Genomic DNA, 14333 nt, shown 5'->3' with positions numbered 1-14333 from the left:
CAGCGCGTCGGAGTGGACCTTGCCGTGTTCCTCCGAGATGAGCCGGGCGAGCTCGTCGCGGTGGGCGTACATCAGCTCGCGGAAGCGGAACAGCACCTGCGAGCGCTTGACCAGTGAGGCGTCCCGCCAGGCGGGCCAGGCCGCGACGGCGGCGGCCACGGCCGTGTCGACCTCGTCCGCGGACGCGAGGTGGACCCGCCCGGAGACCTCCCCGGTCGCGGGGTTGAAGATCTCCGAGGTACGGCCGGAACCCTCGACGGGGCCGCCGCCGATCCAGTGGGTGACGTTCTTCACGAGGCGACCTCTGCGTTGATGGTCTCGAGCGCGCCGACGATGATCCCGAGTCCCTCGGCGGCCTCGTCGAGTGTGAGGGTGAGCGGCGGGGCCATCCGGAGCACGTTGCCCTTCAGGCCGCCCTTGCCCGCGAGCAGGCCGGACCTCCTGGTCTCCTCCATGAACCGGGTGGCGAGGGCCGGGGAGGGCTCGCCCGTCGCCGGATCGACCAGCTCGACGGCGAACATCAGGCCCTTGCCGCGGACGTCGCCGACGATCGGCAGGCGCGGCGCGGCCTCGCGCAGCCCGTCGATGATCACGGCGCCGGTCCTGGCGGCGTTCGCCTGCAGGTCGTGGTCGAGGACGTAGTCGAGGGTGGCGTTGGCGGCGGCCATGGAGATCGGGTTGCCGCCGAAGGTCGCCAGCCCGACGGCGTGGAGGTTGTCCATCAGGTCGCCGCGGGCGACGACGCCTCCCACCGCGAAGCCGTTGCCCAGTCCCTTGGCGAAGGTCATCATGTCGGGCGTGACGCCGTGGTTCTGGATGCCGAAGAAGGCCGAGCCGGTGCGCCCCCAGCCGGTCTGCACCTCGTCGGAGACGAACAGGATGCCCTCGGCGTCGAGGACCTCCTTGTAGGCGGCGAACAGCCCGTCGGGGGCCATGGTGAAGCCGCCCACCCCCTGGATCGGCTCGGCGATCAGTGCCGCCACGTCACTGGAGACGGCGGTGGAGAGCACGTGGCGCAGATCGTCGACGCAGGCGGCGATGTAGTCGCCGTCGGACAGCCCGCGGAACTGGGTGAGGTGCCGGTCGGCGCCGTGCAGGAAGTGCACGTTCAGCGGCGACAGCGAGTTGTTCTTCCACGCGCGGTTGCTCGTGACGCTGACCGCCCCGAAGGAACGGCCGTGGTAGCTCTGCCGCATGGCGAGCACCTGGTCGGACTTGCGCGCGTAGGTCGCCAGCAGCAGCGCGGTCTCGTTGGCCTCGGTGCCGGAGTTGGTGAAGAAGACCTTCGCGTCCGGGATACCGGAGAGCCTCGCGATCTTCTCGGCCAGCTCGACCTGGCCGCGCAGCAGGTAGACCGTGGAGGTGTGCACCACGCCGGTGGCGATCTGCCGCTCGACGGCCTCCCGCACCTCGGGCACGTCGTACCCGATCATGTTGGTCAGGATGCCTGCGAAGAAGTCGAGATAGCTCTTGCCCGACGCGTCGACGACGCGGTTTCCCTTGCCCGAGACGATCTCGATGGGCTCGTCGTAGTAAAGGGCCAGCCAGTTGGGCATTACCGCGCGATGGCGCGCAAGGAGGTCCGACATACATCGAGTATCGCCTCTCGGTGCCACCGCTCATACCTGCAACATGTCGGGATATCACCGGCTAACCCATCACACTGTCAGGTCCCGCCGATCCAGATCTCCCCTCGCGAGGTGTCTGTGCGGCTCGCGCCCCGGGACGCGCCCCATGCGGCTCGCGCCACGCGACGGATGGCGCGAGCCGCACAGGATGGTCGGACGGAGCACCCCCCAGGTTCCCCGCCCGAGCTTCGGTAGTCATGAAGCCGGACGAAGTCCAGCATCGCCCATATTTCCTATCAAATCAACCTGAAATACATGAATAATGTCCGGCTCTCATGGCCCATCCGCCAACGGCTCACCGCCGGGCACGAGCACATGACGCACGGCACCCGGCGCACGGCACCCGACGCCGACGCTCCAGGCCGCCCCCTGTCCCACCTGCGCCCCCTGCTCCCTGCGTCTCCTGCACCGTCGAGTACGGCCACCGGCCGCCCGCGCCGCCGGGTACGAGGCCACCACACGCCGATGGCCGACCCGCCCAGGCGGATCGGCCATCGGCGAGCTCGGCCACCGGCGAGCGAACGCGCGGGACCCGCGGCCTGGAGGACCTCTCAGCTCTCCGCTCTCACCAGGTCCGTCTCCGAACCGGGCCCGGCCCCGGGCGCGGGCGCCGGGCGCAGCACCAGGAACGCCAGCGTGGCGGCGGCCAGGGTGAAGCCGACCCCCACCCAGGAGCCGAACGACATGGCCGAGACGAACGCCTCGCGCGCCGTCCCGATTACCCCCGCGTCCCCCAGCCGCAGCGCCTCACCGATCGACTCGCGCGCGGCGGCCGGGGCGTCGGCGGGCATCGACGAGGTGTAGACCCCGGCCAGCACGCTGCCGAGCACGGCGATGCTCAGCGCCATGCCGACCTGCTGGACGGTGTCGTTGAGCGCCGAGCCGACACCCGCGTGCGCGGGCGGCACCGCTCCCATCAGCGTCGCGTAGGCCGCGGGCCCCGCCAGGCCACCGCCGACCCCCATGAGCATGAGACCGGTGATCAGCAGGCCGTACCCGGTGTCGGCGGTCATGAAGGCGAGCACCCCGAAACCGCCGGCCATCACGGCGAGACCGACGGCGACCAGCACCCGGTTGCTGACCTTCTGCCCCAGCCCGGCGCCGACCCCGTTGAACAGCGCGGCGGCGACGGCGTACGGCAGCAGCGCGAGACCGGCCTGCATCGGACCGTAGGCCAGCACGAACTGCAGGTACTGGGTGAGCATCAGCAACAGCGCGCCCGTGCCGAACGACATCAGCACGATCGAGAACGACGCCCCGCTGAAGTTCCGGTCGCGGAACAGTTCGAGCGGGAGCATCGGGTGCTCCGACCTGAACTCCCAGATCACGAACGCCGCCAGCGCGACCACCGCCACCCCGGCGGCGACCAGCGACTCCGCCGAGGTCCAGCCCGCCTTCGGCGCGGAGATGACCACGTAGACCAGGGCGCTCATGCCGACCGTGGACAGCACCACGCCGACCGGGTCGAGCCTTCGCGCCGGACCGCGCGACTCGGGCATCAGCAGCGCCGCCGCGATCCCGGCGACGACCGCGACCGGCACGTTGAGCAGGAAGATCGACCCCCACCAGTAGTGTTCGAGCAGGAAGCCCCCCAGCGTCGGACCGGCGATCACCCCGACCATCGCCACCGCGCTCCACGCGGCGATCGCCTTGCGGCGCTCCTCCTCGTCGAAGACGGTGATCAGGATCGACAGGGTGCTCGGCATCAGGATGGAGCCGCCGACGCCCATCAGCGCGCGGGCGCCGATCAGGTGCCAGGGCTCGGTGACCAGCACGGCGATCAGCGAGGCGCCGCCGAACAGCACCAGGCCGATGATCAGAAAGCGTTTGCGGCCGTAGCGGTCGGACAGGCTGCCCGAGGTGAGCAGCAGGCCGGCGAAGACCAGGACATAGGCGTCGATGATCCACTGGATGTCCGCCGGACTCGCACCCAGGTCGACCATGAGGGCGGGGATCGCCAGGTTCAGCACGGTGTTGTCCACCACGAGGACCAGCAGGCTCAGGCAGAGCACTCCGAGGATCCACCAGCGCCTCGGATCGCGTTCGACTCGTACAGTGTTCGATTCCACTCGCACACCGTACGATAACCTCGAACAGTGTGTCATCGGATTTATGCTGGGAGCGTGAAAGAGCACTTCAGCTCCGTCTGGACGCGCGAGCGGCGCACCGCGAAAAGCCCCACCCTCAGCCGCGCGCAGATCGTGCGCGCGGCGATGGAGCTGCTCGACGCCGAGGGGCTGGACGCCCTGAGCATGCGCCGCCTGGGCGCCAGGCTCGGCTCCGGGACCACCAGCATCTACTGGCACGTGGCCAACAAGGACGAGCTGCTCGAACTGGTCCTCGACGAGGTCTACGGCGAGTTCAGCGTCCTGGACGTCCAGGAGACCACCTGGCGCAACGCCGCCTCCTCCTTCGCGTACGGCATCCGCCAGGCGCTCTTCAAGCACCCCTGGGTCATCAGCTTCATCGGCACGACCCCCGCCATCGGCCCCAACGCGATGCGGATGATGAGCGGGCTCGTCGCCACCTTCGACAAGGCCGGGTTCCGCGGCCTCGACCAGGACTACGCCGCCTCGACGCTCCTGGCCTACGTGCTCGGGGTCACCGCGCCCGAGCTCTCCTGGCGGTCCATGCTGGAGCAGACGGGCCTCAGCTCCAACGAGCTGAACGCGTCCATCCAGCCCGTGGTGGAGAAGGCCGCGGCCGATCATCCGGAGCTCGCCGCCCGCTACGCCGAGTTCAGGTGCATCGACGTCGACACCGCCAGGGCCCTCAACTTCGAGTTCGGCCTGACCTGCTTCCTCGACGGCCTGGAGGCCCGCCTGAACCGCGCGGCGTCACCTCCGGCGAACCTCCCGCCGGCGGCACGGGTCCGCTCGCCCGGCGGCGACGACGCCCCCGCCCCGAACTGAGACCCCGGAGCCACCCGGCACGGTCACGGCGGATGACGACGGCCCCGCCCCGGGCCGAGCTCCCGGGGCCGCCCGGCACCGGTCACGGCGGATCCGGCAGGCCCGTCTCGTGCGCCGGCAGGCCCGCCTGGGTGCGATCGGCGACGCCGAGTTCGCCGAGGAGCCTGGAGACGTGGCTCACCACGGCCGGCTCTGGGAGGAACAGTCGCCGCGCGGCCTCACCGTTGGTCGCGACCTCCGCCGGACACTCCTAGATCTCCAGCCACCGCTGGATGCGGCGGAGCAGCTCCTGGGCGTCGACGGGTTTGGTGACGTAGTCGCTGGCCCCCGCGGACAGGGTCTTCTCCCGGTCGCCCTGCATGGCCTTCGCGGTCACCGCGATGATCGGCAGGTCCGCGAAGTCGGCCATCTTGCGGATGGCGGCGGTCGCGGCGTAGCCGTCCATCTCCGGCATCATGATGTCCATCAGGACCAGGTCGATGTCCTCGTTGCGCGACAGGATCTCGATGCCCTTGCGGCCGTTCTCCGCGTAGAGGACCTGCATGCCGTGCAGCTCCAGGATGTTGGTGAGCGCGAAGACGTTGCGGACGTCGTCGTCGATGACCAGGACCTTCCTGTCCACCAGCACGGTGTCGACCTCCTCCACCGGCTGCGGCCGCTCGTCGGGGCTGGGCTGCACCAGCGGCAGCACGTCGCCCGGCTCCGGCGCCGACAGGTGCAGGGTGATGCGCTCGCGCAGCTCGTCGAGGCTGGGCAGGCGCTCCAGCGGCTGGGTGTTGGACCGCCCCTTGAGGAGGTTCTCCTGCGGCCGGGTGAGCGTGCGGGTGTGGTGGGCGAGCACCGGCAGCCCGCGCAGCACCGGGTCGTCGTCCAGCATGCGCAGGAAGTCGGCCGCCGCGTCCTGGCGCATGCCCAGGTCGAGCACGATGCAGTGGTGGTCGTCCGCGGCCAGGATCTCCAGGGCGGAGACCGGGTCGTTGGCGGTCGACACCTGCACGGGACCGTGCGTCTCCGGCAGGTCGGCCACGACGCTCTCGGCCAGCTGCGAGAGCAGCCCGTTGGGACGGGACTCCACGACGAGCAGCCGCCGCCCGTCCGTCCCCGGGAACCTCTCCAGAGGCGCGGGAAGCGCCGGGAGGACCGGGGCGGACGCGGCGGCGGGGTTCCTTCCGGTGCCCGCGTGAGCGGTGCCCGGGGTGAGGGCGGCGATCGGCAGGTAGAGGCTGAAGGTGCTGCCCGAGCCCAGGGTGCTGACCGCCCGGATCTCGCCGTTGAAGAGCGCGGCGATCTCGCGGCTGATGGACAGCCCCAGCCCGGTGCCGCCGTACTTGCGGCTGGTCGTGCCGTCGGCCTGCTGGAAGGCGTCGAAGATCTGGGAGAGGTTCTCCTCGGCGATGCCGATGCCGGTGTCGACGACCTGGAAGGCGAGCGCCTCCTGCCCGTACGCGCCCGGCAGGTTCATCGTGCCCACCCGCTCGATGCGGAGCTCGACCGAGCCCCTCTCGGTGAACTTCACCGCGTTGGAGAGCAGGTTCCGCAGCACCTGCCTCAGCCGCTGCTCGTCCATGAGCAGCTCCTCGGGCACGTCGGGGGCGACCACGACGTCGAACCGCAACCCCTTCTCGGTGGTCAGCGGGCGGAAGGTCGCCTCGACGTAGTCCAGGAGCTGGCGCAGCGGCAGCGGCTCCAGGCTGATGTTCATCTTGCCCGCCTCGATCTTCGACAGGTCGAGGATGTCGTTGATCAGCTGGAGCAGGTCGGTGCCGGCCGAGTGGATGACGTTGGCGTACTCCACCTGCTTGGCGGTGAGGTTGCGGGCCGGGTTCTGGGCCAGCAGCTGGGCCAGGATGAGCAGCGAGTTGAGCGGGGTACGCAGCTCGTGGCTCATGTTGGCCAGGAACTCGCTCTTGTACTTGGAGGCCAGCGCGAGCTGCTTGGCCCGGTCCTCCAGCTCCTGCCGCGCCTGCTCGATCTCCCGGTTCTTCGTCTCGATGTCGTGGTTCTGCCGGACCAGCAGCTCCGCCTTCTCCTCCAGCTCGGCGTTGGAGCGCTGCAGCTCCTCCTGCCCGACCTGGAGCTCGGTCGCGAGGCGCTGCGACTCGGTGAGCAGGGAGTCGGTACGGGCGTTGGCGACGATCGTGTTGACGTTGACGCCGATGGTCTCCACCAGCTGCTCCAGGAAGGCCCGGTGCACCTGGGTGAAGCGGTTGAGGCTGGCCAGCTCGATCACCCCGAGCACCTGGTCCTCGACGATGATCGGCAGCACGATGAGGTTGACCGGGCCGGCCGCTCCCAGGCTGGAGGAGACGGTGATGTATCCGGCGGCGATGTCCTCGACCAGGATGGACCGCTTGGCCAGCGCGGCCTGTCCCACCAGGGAGTCCCCGAAGAAGTGGCGGCGGGCGGTCTCCCGATGGCCGTAGCAGCCGACCACCCGCAGCTCCGAGCCGTCCGGCTTCTCCTCCGCGAGCAGGAACGTGCCGTGCTGGGCGGAGACCAGCGGGGCCAGCTCGTTCATCACCAGCTCGGCCACGACCGCGAGGTCGCGGTGGCCCTGCATCAGCCCCGAGATGCGGGCCAGGTTCGACTTGAGCCAGTCCTGCTCCTGGTTGGCCAGGGTGGTCTCGCGCAGCGACTTCACCATGGAGTTGATGTTGTCCTTGAGCTCGGCCACCTCGCCCGAGGCGTCGACGGTGATCGAGCGGGTGAGGTCGCCCGAGGTCACCGCGCTGGTCACCTCGGCGATGGCGCGCACCTGGCGGGTGAGGTTCCCGGCCAGCTCGTTGACGTTCTCCGTCAACCGCTTCCAGGTGCCGGACACGCCCTCGACCTCGGCCTGCCCGCCCAGCCGCCCCTCGCTGCCGACCTCGCGGGCCACCCGGGTGACCTCCGCGGCGAACGACGACAGCTGGTCGACCATCGTGTTGATCGTGGTCTTCAGCTCCAGGATCTCGCCCCGGGCGTCGACGTCGATCTTCTTGGTCAGGTCGCCCTGCGCGACCGCCGTGGTGACCTGCGCGATGTTGCGCACCTGGTTGGTCAGGTTGTTGGCCATCGAGTTGACGTTGTCGGTGAGGTCCTTCCACGTGCCGGCCACGTTGGGCACGCGCGCCTGGCCGCCCAGCTCACCCTCGGTGCCGACCTCGCGGGCCACCCGGGTCACCTCGTCGGCGAACGCGCTCAGCGTGTCGACCATGGTGTTGATGGTCTGGGCGAGCGCGGCGACCTCGCCCTTCGCCTCGACGGTGATCTTCTGCGACAGGTCGCCCCTCGCGACCGCCGTGGTGACCTGCGCGATGCTCCGCACCTGGCTGGTCAGGTTGTTGGCCATCGAGTTGACGTTGTCGGTGAGGTCCTTCCACGTGCCGGAGACCCCCCGCACGGTGGCCTGGCCGCCGAGGTTGCCCTCGGTACCGACCTCGCGGGCCACCCGCGTCACCTCGTCGGCGAAGGCCGAGAGCTGGTCGACCATCGTGTTGATGGTCTCCTTCAGCTCCATGATCTCGCCACGGGCGTCGACCCGGATCTTCTGCGACAGGTCGCCCTTGGCCACGGCCGTGGTCACCTGCGCGATGCTGCGCACCTGGGCGGTGAGGTTGTCGGCCATCACGTTCACCGACTCGGTGAGCGCCTTCCAGGTGCCCGAGACGCCCTTGACGTCGGCCTGGCCGCCCAGCCTGCCGTCGGTGCCCACCTCACGGGCCACCCGCGTCACCTCGTCGGCGAACGACGACAGCTGGTCCACCATCGTGTTCAGCGTGTTCTTCAGCTCCAGGATCTCGCCCCGCGCCGAGACCGTGATCTTCTGCGACAGGTCGCCGCGGGCGACGGCCGTGGCCACCTGCGAGATGTTGCGCACCTGGTCGGTGAGGTTGCCCGCCATGTAGTTGACGGAGTCGGTGAGGTCGCGCCAGGTGCCCGAGACGCCCTTGACGTCGGCCTGGCCGCCCAGCCTGCCGTCGGTGCCCACCTCACGGGCCACCCGCGTCACCTCGTCGGCGAACGACGACAGCTGGTCCACCATCGTGTTGATGGTGTTCTTCAGCTCCAGGATCTCACCCCGGGCGTCCACGGTGATCTTCTGCGACAGGTCGCCCTTGGCGACGGCCGTGGTGACCTGCGCGATGCTGCGCACCTGGTCGGTGAGGTTGCCCGCCATGAAGTTGACCGAGTCGGTGAGGTCGCGCCAGGTCCCGGCGACACCGGTCACCTCCGCCTGGCCGCCCAGCCTGCCGTCGGTGCCCACCTCACGGGCCACCCGCGTCACCTCGTCGGCGAACGACGACAGCTGGTCCACCATCGTGTTCAGGGTGTTCTTCAGCTCCAGGATCTCGCCGCGCACGTCCACGGTGATCTTCTGCGACAGGTCGCCGGTGGCGACCGCGGTCGCGACCTGGGCGATGTCGCGCACCTGGTCGGTGAGGTTGCCCGCCATGGCGTTCACCGAGTCGGTGAGGTCCTTCCAGGTGCCGGAGACGCCCGGCACCTCGGCCTGCCCGCCCAGCTGCCCCTCGGTGCCCACCTCGCGGGCCACCCTCGTCACCTCGGAGGTGAACAGCGACAGCTGGTCCACCATCCCGTTGAAGACGGTCGCGATCTCCTGCAGCAGCCCGTCGCCGTCCTCGGGCAGATGCGTGCCGAAGTCGCCGTCGCGCACCGCGGTCAGGCCCGCCAGGAGCTGTCGGAGATCGAGCTCCTCCACGCCTGAGGCGCCCTTCGTGGCCCTGCCCCGTACCGTGCCGGCGGTCTCAACCATGTCCACCATCGCGCCCCTCGGCCGTAAAAGGTGAGGTAATCCTAGGCTGGCGAAAAGCAGGCGGGAAACGGGGAAATCAGGGGGATGTGAGCGAGAGGCCGCGCGGGAAACGAGTCGGATCAAACAGGCTGTAAAGCACATGGCACTCGTGCTTACATGTTGATCGGATATTCTCGACGGATGCTCCCTACTGTCGCCGACGTCCTCGCCCTGGACACCGTCCGCCGGGGCAATCCACGAGTCGTGGCGGGAGCCGACCGGCTCGACAGCCGGGTGCGCTGGGTGCACGTGGGCGAGGTCACCGACATCGCGCACCTGTTGCGCGGCGGCGAGCTCGTGCTCACCACCGGCATAGCGCTGCCCGACGACCCCGGCAAGCTGGCCGACTACATCGCCGAGCTGGTCTCCGTGGGCGCGTCGGGGCTCATCGTGGAGCTGGGCCGCAAGTTCATCGGCGAGCTGCCCGGCGTCGTGGTCCGCGCCGCCGAGGATCACGGCCTCCCCCTGGTCACCCTGGCCAGGGAGACACCGTTCGTGCAGATCACCGAGTCGGTGCACGCCCGGATCATCGACAGCCAGCTGGAGGAGCTCCGCGCCTCCGAGCAGCTGCACGAGGTCTTCACCGAGCTGTCGGTCGAGGGCGCCTCCCCCGCGGAGATCCTCGGCCAGGTCACCCGGCTGTCCGGCCACCCCGCGCTGCTGGAGAACCTCGCGCACCAGGTGCTGGCCTGCGAGACCGCCGGGCGCGACACCGGCTCGCTGCTGGCCGGCTGGGAGACCCGCTCCCGCGCGGTCTCCCCCGACCTGCGCACCGCCTACGACGCGGCCTCGGGCTGGCTGGTCACCATGGTCGGCGCGCGGGGCCAGGACTGGGGCCGCCTGATCCTGCTCTGCGACACGGAGCCCGGCCCGCGCGACATCGTGCTCGCCGAGCGCGCCGCGACCACCCTCGCCCTGGGCCGGCTGCTGGAGCGCCACCAGGAGTCACTGGAACGCCAGGCGCACGGCACGATCATCACCGGCATCCTGACCCACGCGTACGCCGACCCCGAGGAGGCCGCGGCACGCGCCCGCGCGGTCGGCGTGCCGCTCACCGGCCGCAAGCTCGTCAGCGTGGTGCTCCGCCTGGCCGAATCGGCGGAGAACCCGCCGGACGGCCAGGAGCAGCTCGCCCGGCTCGGCGAGCTGGCCGACGCGGCCTCCGCCGCCTGCCGCGAGGCCCGCCTCCCCGCCCTGATCGGCGCCCTGGACCAGAACCGGGTCGGCGTCCTGCTCCCCCTGCCGCCGCGCGTCCTCCCCGAAGCCGCGCTGACCACGCTCGCCGACCACCTGCGCGTGACCTTCACGATCCCCTTCGTCCTCGCCGCCGGCTCCGTGGTCGAGTCGGTCCGCGACGTGCGAAGGAGCTTCCTGGAGGCCGAGCAGGTCGCCGACGTCGCCGTCAGGCGGCCCGACGGCCGCGCCTTCTACCGGCTGCCCGACCTCCGACTGAGAGGTCTGCTCCATCTTCTGCGCGACGACGCCCGGCTGCAGACCTTCGCCGAGCGCGAGCTCGGCCCGCTGCTCGCCCACGACGCCCAGCGTGGCGGCGATCTCACCAGGATCCTGCGGGTCTATCTCGACGCGGGCCGCAACAAGGCCGTCGCCGCCCAGCGGGCCCACCTGTCCCGGCCCGCCTTCTACGACCGCCTACGTAGGCTGGAGCGCGTCCTCGACATCGATCTGGACGATGTCGAATCCTGTCTCTCCCTCCACGTCGCCCTCCTGGCGCTGGAGTCCTTCCGAAGAGACAGTCCCCGTTCCTGAAAGGCCCCCATGACCGAGATCTTCGTCCCCGAGACCGCCGATCTGGCCCGGATGGTCACCGCCGCCGGGGCGTTCTCCGTCCCCACCGACGACGTGCGGCTGTCACCGGACGAGCTGGAGCCCCACCAGATCCTGGCCGGTTCCCCGCGCGTCTCGTCGATCGAGCTGTGGTCCTCGCCGGACGGCAAGCAGAGCCGCGGCATCTGGGAGATCACGCCGGGCACGGTGATCGATGTGGAACGTGACGAGATGTTCGTGGTCCTGTCCGGCCGCGCCACACTGGAGATCGACGGCGGCGCCACCTTGGAACTCGTCCCCGGGTCGGTCTGCCTGCTCGCCGAGGGCGCCAAGACCGTCTGGATCGTCCACGAGACCCTGCGCAAGGTGTACCACTGCGTGGGCTGACCGAATCGGGACCCGGGTCGTACGGCACCCCGATGCCGTACGACCCGGGGATGTCCGGCCGTTTCCCGTGGTCGTCGTTCTCGCGGTGACCACGGGAAACGGCCTGTCCTTCGGCCCGTCGTCCGGCCCGTCCCCCGGGCTTGCCGCGTGACGACTTCTCGGAGGCGCGTGACCCCTCGAAGGCACGCGGCCCTTTGAGCGTGTGCGGCCCCTCGAAGGTACCCCGCCCCTCGAAGTCGTGAGGGTCCTCGAAGCCGTGCGGCCCCTTGAGGGTGTGCGGACCCTCAAGGGTGCCCGGCCCCTCGAAGTCGTGCGGTGACTTCTACGGACTCTCCCGGGCTTTCACGGGCTTTCACGGTGGTCGGGCCTGCCTGAATCGACGGTGTCCGGTTAGCCGTGCCTGTCGGGTGCGGTGTTCATTGAGGGGTTCATCGCGGTGTGCACGCGAACGTGGTCGACGGGATCGTCACAGATGTGGAGATCCCAGCGGCGCGGACGCGTCAGGATCGCCCCGAGGATGACACCGAGGAACACACTTGCGATGATCACGATGAGAATGCTCAGCCCCATGACGGCTGCCTCTCGTAAAGATGTGCCGCTTGATCTGAGGAAATGCGGCCTACCGCACCGTAGCGCCGCTTTCCTGCCCGCGTGACGAAACGTCCGGGGACTAATCCTTATTGACCAGGCCCATTGACCCGCAGGAGCCCTCCACGGGCACGCGAATTCTCCTTCACCCGCTCCCCCCGGCCCCAGGCTCTCGCGTGAGTAATGACACTTTCTTGGGATGTTTCGCGTGTTTCGCTCCCTTACCCGCGTGGATCTCGGCACGATGGTGCACGAAGTCGGAGACCACCGGGGAGAGATGCACATGTCGCGACACCTTGTCGCTGGATTGACGGCCCTGACACTCACTACCGTGGCGATTCCCGCCGAGGCGGAGCAGGCGAGTTCGGGGTTTCCCTCCTCCGCGTTCCCTCTGGGCGTGAGCATGGCACCGGTGAAGAATCAGCAGAATGTAGCACCGGGAATCACCCTTTTTAGTGTGAAACACGGCAAATCCACCCAAGGATGGACAGTCTCCGCTCTTATGCCCAACGGGCATGATGCCGGTTCCCTTGTCACCGCGCAGACGGTCGCCGAGGCGGTGGAGGCCGCGGGGTTCACCCCTGAGATCCTGAGGGTCGTGCAACCCGCCGCCTCCGACGCTCCCGCCGTGGAGCGTTACATGGTCCGGACCGGCCTCTGGTCGTTCGGCCAGCGGGCCAAGGCCGACAAGGTCGTGAAGGAACTCAAGGAGTTCGACGTCCGGGCCAAGACCGACTATCTCGGGGACGACGGCACGGAGACCACCGGCCCCTGGGACATGCGCGTGCTGATGGTCAACCCGAAGGTGTTCAAGGGATCCTTCAAGACGAGCGTCGGCAAGAGCGTGGCCAAGCGCGAGAGCACCAGTTCGATGTCGAAGCTGACCGGCGCCATCGCCGGGGTCAACGGCGGCTTCTTCAACATCCACACGGCCAAGGCGCTCCAGGGCGACCCGGTCGGCGTGTCCGTCGTGGGCGGCAGGCTCCTCAGCGAGGCAGTGCCCGGCCGTAGTGGTCTCGTCATCACGCAGGGTCGCAAGGCGCGGATCACCGAGCTGAAGACGACGGTCACCGCGATCTCCTCTGACGGGACGAAAACAGAGGTCAACGGCATCAACCGAGCCGCCGGTGCCGAGGAGCTCGTCCTCTACACCGAGGAGTTCGGCGGCAAGACGGCCGCGGACGGCGGCATCGAGGTCGTGGTCGACGCCGCCCAGGGCAAGGTCATCAAGGTCCGTCAGGCCGGCGGCATCGTCGCCCGGGGCACCTACCTGCTCCACGGCACCGGCCTCATGGCCGTCTGGCTCCAGGAACACGCTCAGGGGACCTGGATGAAGGTGGACAGCAAGGTCATTGACCTGCGCACGCAGCAGACCGTTCCGCTCACCCCGGACACATACGTCATGGGTGGCGGGGTCGGGCTGGTCAGGAACGGGCGGGTACGCATCACCGCGGCGGCCGACGGACACGCCTCGCTCAACATGATGCTCCGGCGCCACCCGCGCACGATGGTCGGTGTCGACAGGTCGGGCGGGCTGATCCTGGCCACCGTCGACGGGCGCAACCCGGGGGTCAGCGTGGGCGCCTCGATGGTGGAGGCCGCCCAGCTGATGCGGTGGCTGGGAGCCAAGCAGGCCATCAACTTCGACGGCGGCGGCTCCAGCGTGATGGTCGTCGGTCACAAGGCCGTGAACCGGCCCTCGGACGGAGCGGAGCGAACCGTGGGCGACGGTCTCTTCATCACGCCCTGACGCTTCGTCCCGCCCTGACGAGCGGTGATCAAACAGAGAAGCCCCGGCCCTTCTGGGCCGGGGCTTCTGCCCTGTCCGGAGCTTTACGTTCGCCTGAGGTTCTTGTGTTTCCACGAATTTGCGGTTACGGGTTCTCCGGCTACGAAGCTGTCTTACGGATTACGCCGTCTTACGGATTACAGGGGCGTCTTTCCAGTTTCCAGGCCCCGGCGCGAGTGCGGGAAGGCCCGTGAACCCGGGGAGGACCCGCGCCAAGGCCGGCCAAGCGGACCGAGCTGGTCGTGAAGTTCGTCTTGAGCTGGTCGTGAGCGAGAGGAACCCGTGAGCACGACGACCAAGAAAAAGACCCCGGAAAGCACGAAGGCCCCCACCGAATGGTGGGGGCCTTCGTAAAAGATTGTCCGGCGGTGACCTACTCTCCCACACCGTCCCCGGTGCAGTACCATCGGCGCTGAAGAGCTTAACTTCCGGGTTCGGAATGTAACCGG

9 protein-coding genes and 1 rRNA gene are annotated in these 14333 nt (G+C 69.2%); 4 read left to right on the top strand and 6 right to left on the bottom strand.

The features are described 5' to 3' along the window. From ACFFRH_RS43620 to ACFFRH_RS43610, 3 genes are all read right to left on the bottom strand, one after another. Window positions 1-294: aldehyde dehydrogenase family protein (locus tag ACFFRH_RS43620; protein WP_386164039.1), on the bottom strand; the 294-nt coding region annotated here is incomplete at its 3' end. Continuing rightward, window positions 291-1589, bottom strand: coding sequence for an aspartate aminotransferase family protein (locus tag ACFFRH_RS43615; RefSeq protein WP_344748272.1), 1299 nt, complete (start codon window positions 1587-1589; stop codon window positions 291-293). The genes ACFFRH_RS43615 and ACFFRH_RS43620, both read right to left, overlap by 4 nt. 590 nt (window positions 1590-2179) lie before the next feature. Continuing rightward, window positions 2180-3697 carry an MFS transporter gene (locus tag ACFFRH_RS43610; protein ID WP_344748273.1) on the bottom strand — a complete coding sequence of 506 codons (1518 nt, stop codon included), beginning with the start codon at window positions 3695-3697 and terminating at the stop codon, window positions 2180-2182. A gap of 54 nt (window positions 3698-3751) precedes the next feature. Between ACFFRH_RS43610 and ACFFRH_RS43605 the strand changes: the two genes are divergently transcribed. Beyond that, complete coding sequence (locus tag ACFFRH_RS43605; RefSeq protein ID WP_344748274.1) at window positions 3752-4540, top strand: TetR/AcrR family transcriptional regulator; 789 nt, start codon at window positions 3752-3754, stop codon at window positions 4538-4540. Window positions 4541-4790: 250 nt separating this feature from the next. On the opposite strand, the gene ACFFRH_RS43600 is transcribed toward ACFFRH_RS43605, so the two are convergent. Further along, entirely contained in the window at window positions 4791-9296 is a 4506-nt protein-coding gene (locus ACFFRH_RS43600; RefSeq protein WP_344748275.1) for a hybrid sensor histidine kinase/response regulator, read from the bottom strand. Window positions 9297-9476: 180 nt separating this feature from the next. Here ACFFRH_RS43600 and ACFFRH_RS43595 point away from each other — a divergent pair, with 180 nt between their 5' ends. Further along, window positions 9477-11102 carry a PucR family transcriptional regulator gene (locus ACFFRH_RS43595; RefSeq protein ID WP_344748276.1) on the top strand — a complete coding sequence of 542 codons (1626 nt, stop codon included), beginning with the start codon at window positions 9477-9479 and terminating at the stop codon, window positions 11100-11102. A gap of 9 nt (window positions 11103-11111) precedes the next feature. Next, window positions 11112-11507 (top strand): cupin domain-containing protein, encoded by a 396-nt coding sequence (locus ACFFRH_RS43590; RefSeq protein WP_344748277.1) that lies wholly within the window; start codon window positions 11112-11114, stop codon window positions 11505-11507. A 390-nt stretch (window positions 11508-11897) separates the two neighbouring features. Here the strand turns inward: ACFFRH_RS43590 and ACFFRH_RS43585 are convergent, their stop codons facing one another. Further along, the gene (locus tag ACFFRH_RS43585; RefSeq protein WP_344748278.1) at window positions 11898-12077 is read right to left on the bottom strand and encodes a hypothetical protein; all 180 of its coding nucleotides are present in this window, start codon (window positions 12075-12077) and stop codon (window positions 11898-11900) included. A 520-nt stretch (window positions 12078-12597) separates the two neighbouring features. Between ACFFRH_RS43585 and ACFFRH_RS43580 the strand changes: the two genes are divergently transcribed. Continuing rightward, window positions 12598-13845, top strand: coding sequence for a phosphodiester glycosidase family protein (locus tag ACFFRH_RS43580; RefSeq protein WP_344748279.1), 1248 nt, complete (start codon window positions 12598-12600; stop codon window positions 13843-13845). A 399-nt stretch (window positions 13846-14244) separates the two neighbouring features. Here the strand turns inward: ACFFRH_RS43580 and rrf are convergent. Further along, window positions 14245-14333, bottom strand: a 5S ribosomal RNA gene (rrf, locus tag ACFFRH_RS43575); the annotation flags it as partial.

It is taken from the genome of Streptosporangium vulgare, from assembly GCF_042428775.1.
Taxonomy (GTDB): Bacteria; Actinomycetota; Actinomycetes; order Streptosporangiales; family Streptosporangiaceae; genus Streptosporangium; species Streptosporangium vulgare.
The sequence above is the reverse complement of the archived record's forward strand: the minus strand, read 5'-3'. Positions and strand labels throughout refer to the sequence as shown.